The organism is Myxococcus sp. MISCRS1 (assembly GCF_026626605.1).
Classification (GTDB): domain Bacteria; phylum Myxococcota; class Myxococcia; order Myxococcales; family Myxococcaceae; genus Myxococcus; species Myxococcus fulvus.
Genome location: NZ_JAPNKB010000001.1, coordinates 5,462,707 through 5,479,233, shown reverse-complemented (window position 1 = coordinate 5,479,233; position 16,527 = coordinate 5,462,707). Strand labels below are relative to the sequence as shown.

Sequence of the window (16,527 nt, the reverse complement as noted above, 5' to 3'; positions counted from 1 at the left end):
TGTGCCTCAGAGATAGTCGCCGATGAGCCACGGCAGCTTCTCGCCCAGCCGCTGCAGCAGTCCCCGGCGGCGCCAGCCGTCCCAGTGGATTTCGCGCGAGTGGAGCATGTCCTTCTCGAACGCCGCGGCGAGCGACGCGGCCAGCGCCGGGTCCTCCACCACCAGCGAACACTCGTCCGAGGTGCTCAACGCCAGCGGGTCCAGGTTCGTCGAGCCCACCACGGACAGGTCCTCGTCCACGAGCATCGTCTTGGAGTGCATCATCGACAGCTCGTACTCCCAGATGCGCACCCCGCCCTCGAGCAGCCTCGCGTAGGACGCGCGCTGCGCGGCGTGCACCGGCGCGATGTCGTGATGTCGCCCGGGCACGAGCACCCGCACGTCCACGCCCTGCTTCACCTTCTCCAGCAGCATGTCGCCGATGGCGTCGGAGGGGATGAAGTACGAGTTTGAAATCCAGAGGCGTCGCCTCGCGGCGGCGATGGTGAGCAGCGTCATGCGGCGCGCGTCGGAGAGGAAGCGGTTCTGCGTGCTCGCGACGAAGCCCGCGCGGGCCTCACCTCGGGAGGCGAGCTCCGGGAAGGCCTCGGGTGGAAGGAAGTCTCCGCCCGCCTCCTGCCAGTTCTGCGCGAAGGCCACCTGCATCTCGCGCACGGCGGGGCCCTCGGCGCGCACGCTCATGTCGCGCCAGTACTCCGGCCCCTCCGCGTCGCCGAGCCAGCTGCGCCAGATGCCGAAGCCTCCGGTGACGCCGACCTCGCCGTCGCGCACCACGAGCTTGCGGTGCAGGCGTGTCTTGATGCGCGCGGCGTCGAGCGAGGGCATGGCGCCCTGGATGGGACGGAAGATGCGCACCTCGCAGCCCGCGTTCGCGAGCGCGATGCCCACGGAGTCGAAGTTGACGCTGCCCAGCGGGTCCACGAGCACGCGGCACGCGACCCCGGGCTGTCGCTCGCGCAGCGCGCGCACCAGTCGCTCCGAGGGCTCACCCGGGCGCCAGATGTAGCTGGCGATGTGGATGCTGGAGCGCGCGGCGCGAATCTCCTCGTCGAGCACATCGAAGACGCGGCCGTTCTCCACCAACTCCACGTGGTGGCCGGGCGTGAGCGCGACGCCGAGCGACTGGAAGAAGGCCAGCGAGCGCGTCTCATCCGCCGCGGTGGGCAGCGCGCGCAGCCGGAGGTCGTGCCGATGATTCGGAGCAGGGCACCCGGCGACGAGCAACGCGACGAGCACGGAGCAGGCCAGCTTCACCTTGGGAAGCTAATGGCGCTCCCCTGTCGCGGCACCTGTCTGGTGACACCGAGCGCACGCGCACGGCGTCCACCGGACAACACCCGGGCGCGAGGACAGTGTGTGACGCACGTCACTCGGCCCCGGAACGAGGTGGAGCGGGTGCATCCACGTGAGCACCCTCCCGTTCTTCCTCACGGCCCGAGCGCGCATGTCACGACATCTCGTCCTCTTGAGCACCTGGCTCCTCGTGGGCGCGGGCCTCGTCGCGCCCCGTGAGTCCCGCGCCGATGTCCCGCTGAGAGCCTCTCGGCTGGAGCCCACCACCCCGCCTCCGCTCGGCGCGAGCAGCACGTACCAGCCCACCCGTCCCGAGGACGCGCCCCTCTCCACGGGCGCCTGGGTCGCGCACGGCGGCCTCGCGCTGCTCCCGCTCACCGGCATCTGGGGCGCAACCCGCGTCGGCGGGGACACACGCCTGGGCGCCACGAGCGCGCAGACGGCCACGGGGATGCTCGGGGGCTACCTGCCCTCGCGCCTGCTCTTCTTCCGCCCCGCCACGCCGGGCAGCGGACGCTTCATGGACCTGGAGGTCGCGGCCGTCGGCGGAGGCCTCCTGCTCACCCCGCCCCTCGCCGCGCTCGGAACCTGGAGCCTGGGCGAGCTCGCGTTCGGCCGCAGCGAGGACAGCGCCGACGCCTACGTCGGAGCCCTCGCCGGCGCCGCCGCGGGCACCCTCCTGGCCGCCGCCGTCGACGGCCTGCTGACGAAGCTCTCCGAGCCCAGCACCCGCCTCCAGGCCGTGCGCCAGCTCATCGCCCTGGCCTTCGTCGGCTCCGGCGCGACGCTCGGCTACCAGTGGGCCGGCGGCGGTCCCCGCTCGCACCAACCCACGCGATAGTTACAAGCGCGCCGCAATCCCTCTCCAATCCAGGATGTCTCACCGGCGCGCGTTGTGCGTGTCTCACCAGCAAAGCCACACGCGCAGAGATATTCTCAATTTCTTAGTTGTCATTAATTACGCCCAGCGCCATTCTTGCCGGGCCGTACGGACACGCTGTCTGGAGACACACCCCAATGAAGGCTCTCAAGCACCTCCGCGTTGCCGTCGTCTTCACCGCCGCCGCCGCTGTCTTCGGTGTCACCACGGGTTTCACCACCGAGCCCGCCCCGAAGTCCGAGTGCGCGCCGTTCTGTTACAAGCACCCCATCACCGGCCAGCTCATCTGCACGGCGCCCTGCCCGTAGTCCCCACGCCCTCGCGCGTGGAATAGGAAGGGGCCCGGTCCGCGGAAACGCTCGCGGGCGGGCCCCTTTTCACCAGACACGGCTCGGCGCCAGGTGGCGCATTTATTCGGTGCGCATCGCCTCCACCGGGTCCAGCTTCGCGGCGCGAGCGGCCGGATAGATTCCGAAGCCCAGGCCCACGCCGCTGCTCATCGCCAGCGACAGGCCAATGGCCCAGCCCGGCACCTCGGTGGGCAGGCCCAGCACCCAGCGCGCCAGGTGCGCCAGCCCCACCCCCAGCGCCACGCCGAGCAGGCCGCCCGCCAGGGACAGCACCACCGCCTCCGTGGCGAACTGCGCCAGGATGCGCCGCTTCTTCGCGCCCAGCGCCTTGCGGATGCCAATCTCCCGCGTCCGCTCCGTCACGGCCACCAGCATGATGTTCAGGATGCCGATGCCGCCCACCAGCAGCGACAAGAGGCACACGCCGAAGCTGGCCACCGAAATCACCTGCGAGATGTTGTTGAACATCTCCGTGGAGCTCTCGTTGGAGAACACGAAGAAGTCATCCGGCTCCAGCGGCTTGAGGTTGTGACGCCGGCGCATCAGCACCGTCACCTCGTCCTGCGCGCGCTTGACGACCTCCGCGGACGTCGCCTGGATGCTCACCCGGAAGTCGCGCACGCCGAACAGCGGACGGAAGGCCGTCAGCGGGGTCATCACCTGGTTGTCCTGGCCGCTGCCGCCCAGGAAGCCGCCCTTGCGCTTGAGCACGCCCACCACGATGAAGTTGCGCCCCTTCAGGCGGAACGACTGGCCCAGCGGGTCCAGCGAGGGCCACAGCGTCTCCGCCAGGTCCGGGCCGATGACCGCCACCCGCCGGCCATCCAGGTACTCCGTCTGCGTGAAGGCGCGCCCGTGCGCCACCACCACGGAGTTCGTCTGGAAGTACTCCGGCGTCCCCGACCACACGCTCACGTTCGCCCGCGACTCGCGCAGCTGCGTGGACGCCTTCAGGCCACCGGACGAGTCCTCCCCCGCGGCCGTCAGCACCGAAGGCAGCTCGCGGATGGCCTCCAGGTCCTCATGCGTGAAGCGCGGCCGGCGCGACAGCTCCGCCAGCGACAGGTTGCCCGCGCCGAAGGGCAGCCGCTGCACCTGGAAGCAGTTGGCGCCCAGCTCCGACAGGTTCTCGTTCACCTGGATTCGCAGGCCCTCGATGAGGCCCATCATCGACACCACCGTGGTGGCGCCGATGACGATGCCCAGCAGCGTCAGGAAGGAGCGCAGCGGGTTGGAGACGAACGTCCCGAACGCCAGCCGCAAGGTGTCCAGCAAGGCCATCATGGGCAGTCGTCCTCAGTCGTGGCGGAGCGCTTCCACCGGGTCCAGGTTCGCCGCGCGCGCCGCGGGCCAGATGCCGAACAGCAGGCCCACCATCGCCGCGAACCCCACGCCGCCCGCCACCGTCAACGGCTCCACCGTCGCGGCCAGCGGCGTGATGAACGACACCGTCTTCGCCAGCCCCAACCCCACCACCGTCCCCAGCGTCCCGCCCACCGCGGACACGCTGGCCGCCTCCATCAGGAACTGGATGATGATGGTGCGCTTCTTGGCCCCCAGCGCGCGGCGCACGCCGATCTCCCGCGTCCGCTCGCGCACCGACACCAGCATGATGTTCATGATGCCGATGCCTCCCACCAGCAGGGTAATCAGCCCCACGCCCGTGGCCGCGCCGTAGAGCGCGCCGGTGAGCTGCGCGTACATGTTGGCCAGCTGCTCCGGCCGGTTGATGGCGAAGTCGTCCTTCGCCTCCGGCGGCGTCCTGCGCTCGCGGCGCAGCGCCACGGTGAGCTGGTCCTGCACCTTGAGCACGTTGTCCGGCGAGTCCACCGACACCGCGATGTTGGGCGAGTTGCGCTTGCCGAAGTCCGCCTGGAAGGTGCGGAAGGGCACCACCACCACCGTGTCCTGGTTCTCCCCCAGGATGGTGCCCTTGGCCTCCAGCGAGCCCACCACGCGGTAGGGCTTGGAGCCCAGGATGATGCGGTGGCCCACCGGGTCCAGGCCCGGGAACAGCGTGCGCGCCAGCTCCGCGCCGATGACCGCCACCTGCGCCCGGTTGTCCACGTCCGCCTCCGTCAGGAAGCGGCCCTTGTCCACCGTGAACGAGGAGATGATGGCGTAGTCCGCCGTGGTCCCCAGCGCCGTCACCGACGCCATGCGCCGCTCCAGGAAGCGCGCCTCCACCCGGTCGTAGTAGAGCGGAGCGGCGGCCACCACGTGCTCGGAGGCCTGGAGGATGGGCTCCACCAGGTCCGCCGACAGGTTCTTCCGGTTGCGGTACTCCCACCAGTCTCCACGCATGGTCCAGGGGAACTTGGACACCTGGAGCGTGTTCGCGCCGATTTGCGCGAGCTGGTCCGCGAAGGACTGGTTGATGCCCTGGATGATGCCGACGATGGCCAGCAGCGTGCACACGCCCACGCCAATGCCCACCGTCGTCAGCACCGTGCGCAGCCGGTTGGCCCGCAGGGAGAACAGCGCGATGCGCCCTCCCTCCCACACGTCGACCCTGAAGCTCACGTGAAACCCTCTCGCGCCGGTGGGTGGCGCCGCACCGTTGGCCTGCCCCGGTAGAACGCCCTACGCCGGACGAGGTCGGGTGATTGCACGGAAGTTTTCAGCCCGCCACCTGCTTCCACCCGCGCGCGAGCACAACCACCGCCCGCGTGACTTCTTCCTGGGTGGTGTCCGGTCCGAGGGACAAGCGCACCGCCCCCAGGGCGTCCGCTTCCGGGATTCCCATGGCCCGGAGCACGGGCGACGCCGTCTCGCCCCCGTCGTGGCACGCCGAGCCGGTGGACGCGGCCACCTCCGGCGTCGCCGCCAGCACCGCCCCACCCCGAACCCCGGGAAAGCGGACGTTGAGCGTGTTGGGCAGCCGCTCGGCGTCCTGCCCGCTCAGGGCCAGCCCCGGCACCGCGTCTCGCAGTCCGGTCCACAGCCGCTCGCGCAGCGCGAGCAGCGCCTGGGTGCCCTGGGCGAGCCGCCGGCCCGCCAGCTCACACGCGACGCCCAGACCCACGGCGTACGGGACGTTCTCCGTGCCGGGCCTCAGCCCCCGCTCCTGCCCGCCGCCGAGCGTGACGGCCCGGAGCGGCGTGCCCTGTCGCACGTACAGCGCACCCACGCCCTTGGGGGCGCGCAGCTTGTGGCCCACCAGCGTGAGCAGGTCCACGCCGAGCGCCGTCACGTCCACCGGCACCTTGCCCACCGACTGCGCCGCGTCCGTGTGCACGCTGGCACCATGACGACGCGCGAGGGCCGCGAGGTCCGCCACCGGCTGCAGCACGCCCGTTTCGTTATTGGAGTGCATCAGTGATACGAGGGCGGTTTCGCCGCCCGCCGCGTCCAGCGCCTCGCGGGCGTCCTCCACGCGCACGCGCCCTTGTGCGTCCACGGGCAGCCACGTCACGCGCCAGCCGCGCCACTCGAGCGCGTCGCAGGGCAGCTTCGTGGCGGGGTGCTCGATGACGGAGGTGAGCAGGTGGCGCCGGTCCGCGCGGGCCTCGGCGGTGCCTCGGATGGCCAGGTTGTTGGCCTCCGTGCCGCCGGAGGTGAAGAGCACCTCGTCGGGCCTCGCGCCGATGAGCGCGGCGACCTTGCGGCGGGCCTCCTCCAGCGCCGCGTGGGCACGACGGCCGTACGCATGTCCGCTGGAGGGGTTGCCGAAGTGCTCGCGCAGGTACGGCAGCATGGCGTCCACCACCTCCGGGTCCACGGGGGTGGTGGCGTTGTGGTCCAGGTACAGCGGGCGCTCGGGGCTCATGGCCCCGCAGCATTACGGCAGCACCGTCACCGTGTCTCCCTGCAGGCGCACCGGGAAGGACACGGTGTTGGGGTGCACCGTCGCCTCCTCGACGATGTCGCGCGTGTCCACGCTGACCTGGAACGTGTAGGTGCCGTCCGGCACGTCCGTGACGTCCACCCACTGGCACGGCACGTCGAGCGTGTAGATGTCCGACCAGCCCGCGGAGATGCCCATCGGCTCGTAGTAGTTCCAGGGCTCGGCGTCCGAGCAGTAGCTCTGCACGTCCACCAGCGCGTAGCCCTGCTTGCGGCCGGACATCACCTGGTGGCCCTGGGCGTCGCGCAGCTCGTACGCGGCGAAGTTCGCCAGGTGGTGATGGCCATGGCACTCGTCGAAGACATACAGGTCCGGGTTCTCCTCGATGGGCGGGAAGATGGCGGCCTTGTTGCCCAGGTTCATGATGGAGGTGCTGAAGCGAAGCAGCTTGCGGCGGCCCGGCGCAATCACGCACTGCTCCCGCACCTCGCAGGAGTCGGCGGCGAAGGTCTTCCACGTCACGTGCGCGGTGCGCTCGAGCACGTCCTGGTCCACCGTGAGGTCGGGCTTGCCGTTCACCGGGTCCAGGTTCAGGCCGCAGGACCTGGCGGCCATCAGGTGCGGAGGCTCCGCCGGCGACTTCGGCACGCGCCCTCCGGAGAAGACGGACACGTCCCCGAGGGGATGCTCCAGCAGGTCCCCGGTCGGCACGGAGGCGACCACCAGGTCATCACGGCCATCGCCGTCGAGGTCCCCGGGCACCGCGACGCTGTAGCGCCGATAGTTCTCATAGCCGTTGGGGATGGTGTCCGCGCGAGGCCATGCCCAGACGGGGTGGAGCGACTGCGAGAGGTCCTCCTTGGGCGAGAAGAAGTAGAGCCGCCCCAGGGAGCCCATCACGAAGTCCTGGCGGTGACCGTCGCCGTCCAGGTCGCCCACGGCCTGGAAGCTGCCCAGCAGCGGGAAGGCCGGGTCCCCCTGCGTGGACCAGATGGCGGTCGACGCGTACGTCCCATCGGGCTCGGACAGGTGCACGGAGTACGGCCCGTTGTCCGCGGAGGCGACGGCCTCCCGGTGCCCGTCCCCGTTCATGTCCGGGAGCCGATAGCCCAGGCCCTCGAAGGGCTCCTGGCGCACGGGCTCGGCGGACAGCAGGCCCTGACACGCGAAGGTGCTGCCCGGCTTGCACCCCAGGAAGTACGCGCGGCCTCCCGTCTCCGTGGTCATGAGCACGTCGTCGGCGCCGTCCCCGTTCAAGTCCTCCACCACCTCGATGGCGTAGTAGCCCGGGCGGGAGTGCACCAGGGTGAAGGGGCCCTGCTCCGAGCCCGGGGTCGCCCGGTAGAAGCTCTGTTCGTTGGCGCGGCTCACGATGAGGTCGTCGCGTCCGTCCCCATCCAGGTCCGCGAAGAGGCTGCTGAGGAAGAGGCCATTGCCCGGCGCGCGGAAGGCGGGCGCGGCCAGCATCGCCTTCAGGTCCGCCTGCCCCAGGAAGACCTGGCTGCCATAGCGCCCCTGGACGAGCAGGTCCGCGAACCCATCCCCGTTCACCTCGCCCGTCCTCACGCGCAGCTGCGTCCCGGAGGTCTGGGGATGCGTGTTCGTCCAGCTCATCCGCGCGGACGCGGCCTCGGTGGAGAAGTAGGGAGGCTGCCCCTTGAAGAGGTACACGCCCCCGGGATGGCGCGTGGGGGCGAGCAGCACCTGACAGGGCAATGAGCCGACCACCAGGTCCTTCTGGCCATCGCCATCGAAGTCCGCGAGCGCCACCGAGCCGCCGAAGCACTCCCCCGCCTCGGTCATGGTGCCCTTCACCTGCCACAGCGGCGTCTCGGACAGCTCGGGGCCCGGCTCGGGCTCGGGCCTGGGGTCCGGGTCGTCACACCCCCCCAGGACAGCCAACAGCATGGAGGCCGATACGACGAAGGACAGACGCAACATGGTCGCTCCTCTCGAACGCTCCGGCGCAAGGCGCCCCCCGCCGGGAGTCGTGAGGCGCAAGAGGCTATGTCCGCCGTCGCGGCCCCGTTTGCGATGCTTGCCGGATGAAGGGCATCTGGCGCCCTACGTCTGCTCGCGAGGGCACAGCGTCAGCGCGTGGACATCCGAGCCCACGAGCACGCGCGAGTCATCCCAGCTCCACACCCCTTCGGTGCGGGCTGGCGCCGCGCCACCGAAGGTGGGCAGCACCGTCCACGGCAGGTCCACCAGGTGGCGGCCCCAGCGGCGCAGCACGTCCGCCAGCGCGTCGAGCGACTCGAGCGTGCCGGACTCCTCGTGCCCGTGTGGGCAATCGAAGTGGTAGTGCCAGGGCATCGCCTCCGTCGCGGGGTAGATGTGCAGCGTGGCGGACAAGTGCTCCTCCCGGGCTTCGTGACGCAGGTCTTCGATTCGCATCAGCGCTCCACCGTCAGCGCCAGCCCCTGCCCCACGCCGACACACAGCGAGGCGAGGCCCCTTCGCGCGCCCTGACGCCCCAGCTCGTGCACCAGCGTGGTGACGATGCGCGCCCCGCTGGAGCCCAGCGGATGCCCCAGCGCGATGGCGCCGCCGTTGACGTTGACCTTCTCCGACGGGAGCCTCAGCTCGCGCATGCACGCCAGGGCCTGCGCGGCGAAGGCCTCGTTGAGCTCCACCAGGTCCACGGAGTCCACGCTCCACCCCGCGCGCTCCAGCGCCGCGCGCGACGCGCCCACCGGCCCCATGCCCATGGTGCGCGGGTCCACGCCCACGCTCGCGCTGCTCACGAAGCGCGCCAGCGGCGTGGCGCCCGAGGATTTCAGCGCCGCCTCGCTCATGAGCAGCACCGCCGACGCGCCATCGTTCAGCGTGGAGGAGTTGCCCGCCGTCACGCTGCCTCCCGCGCGGAACGCGGCCTTCAAGCCGGACAGCCGCTCCAACGACGTGTCCGCGCGAGGCCCCTCGTCCACCTGGACACGCACGGGAGCCCCCTTCGCCTGGGGTACGTCCACGGCGATGAGCTCGCGAGCGAAGCGGCCCTCCGCCTGCGCGGCCACGGCCTTGCGGTGCGAGGCGAGCGCGAAGCCGTCCTGCGCCTCGCGGGCGATGCCCCACTGCTCGGCCACGTTCTCCGCCGTCTCGCCCATCTGCTCCAGCGGGAACAGGGCGGCGAGCCTCGGGTTCGGATAGCGCCAGCCCAGGGCGGTGTCCCACGCCTCCCACCTGCCGGAGGGGAAGCCGTCCTCGGGCTTGGGCATGGACCACGGCGCGCGCGTCATCGACTCCACGCCGCCGGCGAGCACGATGTCCGCCTCACCCAGCCGAATCATGCGGCAGCCCTGGATGATGGCCTCCAGTCCGCTGGCGCACAGGCGGTTGACGGTGACGCCGGGCACCGAGTGCGGCAGGCCCGCGAGCAGCAGCGACATGCGCGCCACGTTGCGGTTGTCCTCACCCGCCTGGTTCGCGCAGCCGAGGAACACCTCGTCGACGCGCGCGCCATCCAATGCGTTGCGCTCGAGCACCGCGCGCAGCACATGCGCGGCGAGGTCATCCGGCCGCACGCCCTTGAGCGCGCCTCGGAATCGACCGATGGGGGTACGGACCGCGTCGACGATGAAGGCCTCTGCCATAAGAAGGGGCTCCTGGGGATGCGTTCAGAGATAGAGGCGCTGCGGGTCCAGTCGCTCGCGCAGGAGCGACAGCACGGACAGGTCGGGCTCGCCCGTGGTGCGCACGGAGTCGGCGACGCGCAGCGGCCAGCCACAGGCGGCGCGCACCTGCTCGGGTGTCACGCCGGGATAGACCTCGGACAGCACGGCCTCGCCGGTGGCGTCGAAGTCGAGCACGCCCAGGTCCGTGATGATGCGCGTGGGGCCACCGCCGGGCAGGCCCAGCTCCGCGCGCGTCCTGCCGTTCATCCGGTGGCCCGGGCTCGTGATGAAGTCGCACTTCTCCACGAAGGTCCGCGGGCCCATGCGCATGACGATGAGCAGCCGCCGCGCGTGCACCGCGATTTCACACGCGCCGCCGCTGCCGGGCAGGCGCACCTTGGGGTTCGCGTAGTCGCCGATGACGGTGGTGTTGATGTTCCCCCACCGGTCCACCTGCGCGCCGCCCAGGAAGCCCACCTCGATGAGCCCGCGCTGGAGCAGGCACTGGAAGATGTCCGCCTGCCCCACCACGGCCAGCGAGTCCGTGACGAGCGACGGGTCGCCGATGGACACGGGCAGCCGCTCGGGAATCGCGCCCACGGCGCCGGACTCGTAGATCATGAACAGGCCCGGCGCATGCGTGGCCCGCGCCAGGTTGCACGCGAGGTTGGGCAGGCCGATGCCCACGAAGACCACGTCACCGTCGTGGAGTTCCTGGGCCGCGCGCCACGCCATCCGCTCGGACGCGGTGGAGACGTTGTTCTCAGTACCCATAGTCCACCCCCTCGCAGACGCGAGCCTTCGCGCGCAGCTTGTCGAGCAACCCCGTCTCCAGCTTCGCCAGGTAGCCCTGACGGTCCTTCACGCCGTAAACGAACTCCTCCAGCCAGGCGCGGTACGTCTCCGGCTTGCGGGAGATGTCCTCCCACTTCACGTAGAAGTCGTTGTCCCGGTCATGGAAGCCCTGCACGAAGCTGGGGTGACAGCCCCAGGGCTCGTGCACCACGTGGCTCACGATGATGCCGGGCACCAGCGTGCGGTTGGGGTCCTTGCGGATGACCTCGGTGGGGACGATCTGTTCGGCCACGACGATGACCTTGCGCGCGGCGAAGGCCACCTCCTTCTGCGAGCCGAGCAGGCCCCACACCTGCGCGTTGCCCTCCATGTCCGCGCGCTGGCAGTGGATGATGGCCACGTCCGGGTGGAGCGCGGGCACGGTGGCCAGCTCCCGCTCCGTGTACGGACATCGCACCGTCTTGATGGCCGGGTTCACCCGCGCGATGTCCGCGCCCTGGTAGTTGCTCAGCGGCCAGAACGGCAGCCCCGCGCTCGCGGCGAGGAAGCGCGAGAGCAGCCCGAAGTGCGAGTACTCCTCCAGCTCCAGCCGCTCGGAGGAGGACGCCTCGCCGCGGCGGCGGAGCGCGTGCAGGCTGCCCACGCCGGGGTTGCCCGCCCAGCTGAAGACGAGCTTCTTCACCGCGCCCGCCTCGATGAGCTGGTCGTAGACCAGGTCCGGGGTGAGCCGGATGGCGGTGAGGTCCTTCACGCCCTGGCGGATGATTTCGTGGCCCGCGGCGAAGCAGATGAGGTGCGTGAAGCCGTCGATGACGATGGAGCTGCCGTCCTTGACGCTGGCCGAGATGGCCTCGCGCATGGAGCAGCGCTTGTCCACGGCCCCTGGCTTCACAGCTTCACCCCCGCCGCGGCCCGGGCGGGCGCGGCCCTGGACAGGTCGAGCGACAGCTCGCCCAGGCACGCGTCGAGGATGCGCAGCATGACGGCCACCTCGTGCTCACCGACGACGAGCGGCGGCGCGAAGCGGATGGTGGACTTGCCACACGACAAGAGCAGCAGGCCCTTGCGGAACGCGAGCTGCTCCAGCTCGCCCACGTAGGCGCTCGCGGGCTCGCGCGTCGCGGGGTCCACGAACTCCGCGCCCACCATGAGGCCCACGCCGCGCACGTCGCCGATGACGGGGTGGCGTGACTGCAGCTCCCGCAGCCCACGCTGGAGCAGCGCACCGGTGGCGCGCACGGAGTCGAGCAGCCCCTCCACCACGTCCAGCGTGGCGAGCGCCGCCGCGCAGCACACGGGGTTGCCGCCATAGGTGCTGCCGTGCGAGCCGCGCGGCCACGTCATCACCGACTCCTTGGCGATGATGGCGCCCAGCGGCATGCCGGAGGCGATGCCCTTGGCGGACAGCAGGATGTCCGGCATCACGCCGAAGTGCTCCGCCGCGAACATGTGCCCGGTGCGGCCGATGCCCGACTGCACCTCGTCGAACACGAGCAGGATGCCGTGCGTGTCGCAGATGCGCCGCAGCTCCTTCAGGAAGCTCGTCGGGGGCACCACGTAGCCGCCCTCGCCCAGGATGGGCTCCACGAAGATGGCGGCCACCTCGCGCGGGTCCACGTGGTTGACGAACCACTCGCGCTCCAGCGCCAGGGCCGGGTTGCACGCGTCGCCGCACGCCTGCGGCGCGCAGCCGTTGGGACAGCGGTACGGATTCGCGTACGGGACGTGGATGACGCCGGGCAGGAGCGGCCCGAAGAAGGCGCGCTGGGCCACCTTCGACGAGTTGAGCGAGATGGCGCCGTAGGTCCGCCCATGGAAGCCGCCCTTGAAGGCGACGATGTACTGGCGGCGCGTGTGGTGCCGCGCGAGCTTGATGGCGCCCTCGACCGCCTCCGTGCCGGAGTTGGTGAGGAAGACCTTCTTGGGTCCCATCTCGGGCAGGTAGCCGGCGAGCCTGGCGCAGAGCTTCGAGAAGGCGTCGTAGTAGAAGTCCGTGCCGCAGATGTGCAGGAAGCGGCCCGCGGCCTCCTGGACGGCCTTCACCACGTGAGGATGCGCGTGGCCCGTGGAGGCCACGGCGATGCCCGCCATGAAGTCGAGGAAGCGGTTGCCGTCGACGTCGTGGACCCAGGGGCCCTCGCCGCGCTCGACGACGAGCGGGTACTCCTTGATGTACGAGGGCGAGCTGAAGCGCTGGTCCAGCTCGATGATGGCGCGCGCCTTCGGCCCCGGCAGGGCGGTCTTCACTTCGGGATGGAGCATGGTCATGGGGGTCTCCTGTCGAGGGCGTCAGCCCATCCGTGTCTGCGCCTGCTCGCGCATGAATTGAGCGACGTAGTAGGGGCCGCAGCCGCCCTTGCCGGACCCGCCGCTGCCCTTCCAACCGCAGAAGGACTGCACGCCGGGCCACGCGCCCGTCGTCGCGCCCGTGCGGCGGTTGGCGTAGAGGACGCCCGCCTCGGCCTGGGCCATGAAGCGCTCCACCTCCTCGGCATCGCGGCTGAAGATGCCGGCGGTGAGGCCGTAGTCGCAGTCATTGGCCCGCAGGAGCGCCTCGTCCAACGTCGAGAAGCGCGTCACGCCGACGAAGGGCAGGAACAGCTCGTCGCGCATGAGGCGATGTCCGTGCGAGAGCGCCACCACCGTGGGCTCCACGAAGTGGCCCTCCTCGAGCGCGGCCTCCAGACGGGGACGTCCACCTCCCGCAATCACCGCGCCGTCCTGGCGGGCCTCATCCACCGCGCGCTCGAAGCGCTTCACCGCCGCCGCGTTGATGACGGGGCCGGTGAAGACGGACGCGAGCGACGGGTCACCCACCCGCGCGTCACGCGCCTTCGCGGCGAGGCCGTCGGTGAACGCGTTGTACAGCGACTCGTGCACGTAGATGCGCGACAGGGCGCTGCACTTCTGACCGGACATGCCGAAGGCGGAGCGGAAGCAACCCTCGATGGCGGCCTCCAGGTCCGCGTCGCGACAGACGATGGCGGGGTTCTTCCCGCCCAGCTCCAGGAGGCACGGCCGCACGCGGCCCGTGGACATCCGCCGGTGCAGCTCCATGCCCACCGCCTTGCTGCCGGTGAAGGACACGCCGTCGATGCCGGGGTGGCGCACCAGCGCCGCGCCCACCGCCTCGCCCTCGCCGTGCGCGACCTGGAAGACGCCCGGAGGCAGGCCCGCGTCGACGAGCGCCTGGTACAGGCCCTCCGCGCACCAGGGCGTCTCCTCGCTGGGCTTGAGGATGACGCTGTTGCCGCCGAGCAGCGCGCCGCCGCTCATCCCCGCCGCGAGCGCGAGCGGGAAGTTGAACGGCGAGATGATGACGAAGACGCCATAGGGCCGCAGCACGCTGCGCGTGTCCTCGTTGGGGGACAGCCGCGCCATGGGCCGCGAGTAGCCCTCCGCCTGCTCGAGCTGACCCGCGTAGTAGCGCAGCAGGTCCGCGGACTCCTCCACGTCACCGAGCGACTCGAGCCGGCTCTTGCCCACCTCCAGCGTCATGCGCGCGGACAGCTCCATGCGCCGCTCGGAGATGAGGTCCGCGGCGCGGCGGAGGATGCGCACGCGCTCCTGCCACGGCGTCGCGCCCCAGCCGCGCTGGGCCTCGCGCGCCACGCGCACCACGCGGTCCACCTCGGCCACGGGCGTGCGGTGGACGGACACGAGCAGCTCGTCCGGCCGCGCGGGGTTGCGGCTCTGAAGCAGGTCTCCACTCCGGAACGCCTCGCCGCCGAGCCACGACGGCAGCTCTCCGCCCAGCGTCGAGCGCACGGCGGCGAGCGCCTCGTCGAACTGCGCGTGCAGCGCGGACAGGTCCGCCTCCAGCACCGAGTAGGTGATGCGGAAACTCATGACGCCTCCTGGAAGAAGTGGTGGATGCCGCGGGCGAGCGTGTCGACCAGTTCGTCGACCTCCGCCTCGGTGATGACCAACGGGGGGCCGACCATGAGCAGGTCCCCGTTCGTCCCGTCCGCGTGGCCCGTGTTGGACCAGAGGACCAGCCCCCGCTCGAACAGCGCCGACAGCAGTCGCTCGATGACCTTGCGCGCGCGTGGGAAGGGGCGCTTGCTCGCGGTGTCCTCGACCAGCTCGATGCCGGCCATCAGCCCCACGCCCTGCACGGAGCCGACATGCGGCAGCGCGCCCAGCGCCTCACGCAGGCGGCGCTGGAGGTGCGCGCCCACGCGCCCGGCGTGGGCCACCAGGTCGTGCCGCTCGTAGTAGTCGAGCACCGCCAGCCCCGCCGCCGTCATCGCGGGCGCCTGGAGGTACGTCTGCGCGTGCATGAAGCCGCCCGAGCCCCGGCGCAGCTCCTCCAGGTGCTCCTCGCGGATGAGCAGCGCGCTCAAGGGCGCGTAGCCCCCGCTGATGCCCTTGCCGAGCACCAGCACGTCCGGGGTGAAGTGGAACAGGTCGCTGGCGAAGAAGCGGCCGGTGCGCCCGCAGCCGCACATGACCTCGTCGGCGATGGTGAGGATGCCGTGCTCGCGGCACACGGCGCTCACGCGCTCGAAGTACCCGGGCGGTGGAGGCGACGCGCCCGCGGACGAGCCGATGACGGGCTCCGCGATGAAGGCGGCGATGGTGTCCGGGCCCTCGCGGCGAATCGTCTCCTCGAGCAGCCGCGCGTAGTGCTCGGCGCCGTCGCGCGCGTAGTTCTCCAGCCCGGAGCGGTACGGGTACGGCGCGGGCGTGGTGACGACCTCCGCCAGCAGGGGGCCGAAGAAGGTCTTGTAGTGGGGCCGCCCCGACAGCGAGAGCGCGTACAGCGTGTTGCCGTGGTAGCCGGGCACGCGCGCGATGACCTTGCCGCGCTGGGGCTGGCCGCGCTCGACCCAGAGCTGGCGGACGAACTTCACCGCGGCCTCCACCGCCTCGGAGCCCGAGCCGAGGAACGCGGCGCGCGTGAGCCCCTGGGGCGCGAGGGCGCACAGGCGCGTGGCGAGCGCCTCGGTGACGTCGGTGGTGAAGTGGGTGCCGTTGACGTAGGCGACGCGCAGCAGCTGCTCATGGATGCGGTCCGCCACCTCGCGGTTGCCGTGACCCACGCTGGCCACGAGCGCACCGGCGGAGGCGTCGAGGTAGCGCTTGCCGCTCGCGTCGAAGAGGTGGACGCCCTGGCCGTGCGTCACCACGGGGAAGTCGCGCGCGAGATTGCGCAGCAGCACGTTCCCCTGGGGGTAGCGCACCGTGTGCCTGGCTTCGTCCCGCATCGTCCGTCCTCCACGCAGCGCGGACGACCGGAGGTCGCCCGACAGGGCTCCCGCGTGGAAGAAGGGCAGTCACGATGCGCGCGTGAGCGCACACCAGGCCCCGACTGGAGCCCACGGACCGACCTTCGCCCCCACGGGCGACTGGAGACACGGGGGATGGAGGTCGGAGAAGTCGAGCGTGCGTGAGGGCCCGTCGAGGCACGAGCGCCGCTCGAACCTTCCGGCCGTCCCACGCGGCTCCAGGTCGAAACCGTCCGTGGATTTCTCCCACGGTCGGATGCGGGCAGGTCTTCGGGCTCGTGAGCGCTTCGGCCTTGGGGGCCGGCTTCCTACGACTCGTCGCTTCCCAGCTCCCCAGGGGAACCAGTGCGGATGACGAGGCTCGTTCTCACTTACCGCTGCGGGGCAGCCCCGGATTCGAACCGGGTTCCCTTTTAAGCTCGGACCGAGGTCCGAGCACCAACATGGGGCGGTATGTACTGTTCGCCTCTTCGGACTGTCAAGCGAAGCGCCGGTGCGCGCTCGACGCGCGGGGACGTGACGTCTGCCGGTGCGCGGGGATGTTCGACGAGCAACCTGCCGTGCATGAGCGCTGGCG

At 71.0% G+C, this 16,527-nt stretch carries 14 protein-coding genes and 1 riboswitch; of the genes, 2 read left to right on the top strand and 12 right to left on the bottom strand.

All coding sequences use genetic code 11. The features are described from left to right. Positions 1-6: 6 nt before the first annotated feature. Positions 7-1,254: a phospholipase D-like domain-containing protein gene (locus OWM54_RS21745; RefSeq protein WP_223749398.1), complete on the bottom strand. Its 1,248-nt coding sequence runs from the start codon at positions 1,252-1,254 to the stop codon at positions 7-9. A 151-nt stretch (positions 1,255-1,405) separates the two neighbouring features. Here OWM54_RS21745 and OWM54_RS21740 point away from each other — a divergent pair, with 151 nt between their 5' ends. Next, positions 1,406-2,134 (top strand): hypothetical protein, encoded by a 729-nt coding sequence (locus tag OWM54_RS21740; protein ID WP_267698702.1) that lies wholly within the window; start codon positions 1,406-1,408, stop codon positions 2,132-2,134. A 176-nt stretch (positions 2,135-2,310) separates the two neighbouring features. After that, positions 2,311-2,481 carry a hypothetical protein gene (locus tag OWM54_RS21735; RefSeq protein ID WP_194869373.1) on the top strand — a complete coding sequence of 57 codons (171 nt, stop codon included), beginning with the start codon at positions 2,311-2,313 and terminating at the stop codon, positions 2,479-2,481. 102 nt (positions 2,482-2,583) lie between these two features. Here OWM54_RS21735 and OWM54_RS21730 read toward each other — a convergent pair whose 3' ends face one another. From OWM54_RS21730 to OWM54_RS21680, 11 genes are all read right to left on the bottom strand, one after another. Continuing rightward, on the bottom strand, positions 2,584-3,807 hold the full coding sequence (locus OWM54_RS21730) for an ABC transporter permease (protein ID WP_223749400.1): 1,224 nt from the start codon (positions 3,805-3,807) through the stop codon (positions 2,584-2,586). 12 nt (positions 3,808-3,819) lie between these two features. Then, complete coding sequence (locus tag OWM54_RS21725) at positions 3,820-5,046, bottom strand: ABC transporter permease (RefSeq protein ID WP_223749401.1); 1,227 nt, start codon at positions 5,044-5,046, stop codon at positions 3,820-3,822. A gap of 97 nt (positions 5,047-5,143) precedes the next feature. Continuing rightward, the gene (locus tag OWM54_RS21720; RefSeq protein ID WP_267698701.1) at positions 5,144-6,292 is read right to left on the bottom strand and encodes a cysteine desulfurase family protein; all 1,149 of its coding nucleotides are present in this window, start codon (positions 6,290-6,292) and stop codon (positions 5,144-5,146) included. Between the two features lie 12 nt (positions 6,293-6,304). Continuing rightward, positions 6,305-8,251 carry a lysyl oxidase family protein gene (locus OWM54_RS21715; RefSeq protein ID WP_223749403.1) on the bottom strand — a complete coding sequence of 649 codons (1,947 nt, stop codon included), beginning with the start codon at positions 8,249-8,251 and terminating at the stop codon, positions 6,305-6,307. 123 nt (positions 8,252-8,374) lie between these two features. After that, a complete protein-coding gene (locus OWM54_RS21710; RefSeq protein WP_223749404.1) occupies positions 8,375-8,707 on the bottom strand; it encodes a hypothetical protein in 333 nt (110 codons plus the stop codon). Then, the gene (locus OWM54_RS21705; protein ID WP_223749405.1) at positions 8,707-9,903 is read right to left on the bottom strand and encodes a thiolase family protein; all 1,197 of its coding nucleotides are present in this window, start codon (positions 9,901-9,903) and stop codon (positions 8,707-8,709) included. Before OWM54_RS21705 ends, OWM54_RS21710 begins: the two co-directional genes overlap by 1 nt. A gap of 24 nt (positions 9,904-9,927) precedes the next feature. After that, entirely contained in the window at positions 9,928-10,698 is a 771-nt protein-coding gene (locus tag OWM54_RS21700; protein WP_223749406.1) for a CoA-transferase subunit beta, read from the bottom strand. Then, the gene (locus OWM54_RS21695) at positions 10,688-11,596 is read right to left on the bottom strand and encodes a CoA transferase subunit A (protein ID WP_223749407.1); all 909 of its coding nucleotides are present in this window, start codon (positions 11,594-11,596) and stop codon (positions 10,688-10,690) included. The genes OWM54_RS21700 and OWM54_RS21695 overlap by 11 nt, the downstream gene beginning before the upstream one ends. An 11-nt stretch (positions 11,597-11,607) precedes the next feature. After that, positions 11,608-12,987, bottom strand: a complete 1,380-nt coding sequence (locus tag OWM54_RS21690) for an acetyl ornithine aminotransferase family protein (protein WP_267698700.1) — start codon at positions 12,985-12,987, stop codon at positions 11,608-11,610. A 21-nt stretch (positions 12,988-13,008) separates the two neighbouring features. Further along, positions 13,009-14,568, bottom strand: coding sequence for an aldehyde dehydrogenase family protein (locus tag OWM54_RS21685; RefSeq protein WP_267698699.1), 1,560 nt, complete (start codon positions 14,566-14,568; stop codon positions 13,009-13,011). Further along, positions 14,565-15,929 (bottom strand): aspartate aminotransferase family protein, encoded by a 1,365-nt coding sequence (locus OWM54_RS21680; RefSeq protein ID WP_267698698.1) that lies wholly within the window; start codon positions 15,927-15,929, stop codon positions 14,565-14,567. Before OWM54_RS21680 ends, OWM54_RS21685 begins: the two co-directional genes overlap by 4 nt. Positions 15,930-16,193: 264 nt before the next feature. Beyond that, a riboswitch (cobalamin riboswitch) is annotated at positions 16,194-16,408 on the bottom strand. Positions 16,409-16,527: the final 119 nt, after the last annotated feature.

What these genes read in the sequence shown, in the direction of transcription:
- OWM54_RS21735 (WP_194869373.1), top strand. Translation starts at nt 2,311, where the DNA reads ATGAAGGCTCTCAAGCACCTCCGCGTTGCCGTCGTCTTCACCGCCGCC.
- OWM54_RS21730 (WP_223749400.1), bottom strand. Translation starts at nt 3,807, where the DNA reads ATGATGGCCTTGCTGGACACCTTGCGGCTGGCGTTCGGGACGTTCGTC.
- OWM54_RS21720 (WP_267698701.1), bottom strand. Translation starts at nt 6,292, where the DNA reads ATGAGCCCCGAGCGCCCGCTGTACCTGGACCACAACGCCACCACCCCC.
- OWM54_RS21715 (WP_223749403.1), bottom strand. Translation starts at nt 8,251, where the DNA reads ATGTTGCGTCTGTCCTTCGTCGTATCGGCCTCCATGCTGTTGGCTGTC.
- OWM54_RS21710 (WP_223749404.1), bottom strand. Translation starts at nt 8,707, where the DNA reads ATGCGAATCGAAGACCTGCGTCACGAAGCCCGGGAGGAGCACTTGTCC.
- OWM54_RS21705 (WP_223749405.1), bottom strand. Translation starts at nt 9,903, where the DNA reads ATGGCAGAGGCCTTCATCGTCGACGCGGTCCGTACCCCCATCGGTCGA.
- OWM54_RS21700 (WP_223749406.1), bottom strand. Translation starts at nt 10,698, where the DNA reads ATGGGTACTGAGAACAACGTCTCCACCGCGTCCGAGCGGATGGCGTGG.
- OWM54_RS21690 (WP_267698700.1), bottom strand. Translation starts at nt 12,987, where the DNA reads ATGACCATGCTCCATCCCGAAGTGAAGACCGCCCTGCCGGGGCCGAAG.
- OWM54_RS21685 (WP_267698699.1), bottom strand. Translation starts at nt 14,568, where the DNA reads ATGAGTTTCCGCATCACCTACTCGGTGCTGGAGGCGGACCTGTCCGCG.
- OWM54_RS21680 (WP_267698698.1), bottom strand. Translation starts at nt 15,929, where the DNA reads ATGCGGGACGAAGCCAGGCACACGGTGCGCTACCCCCAGGGGAACGTG.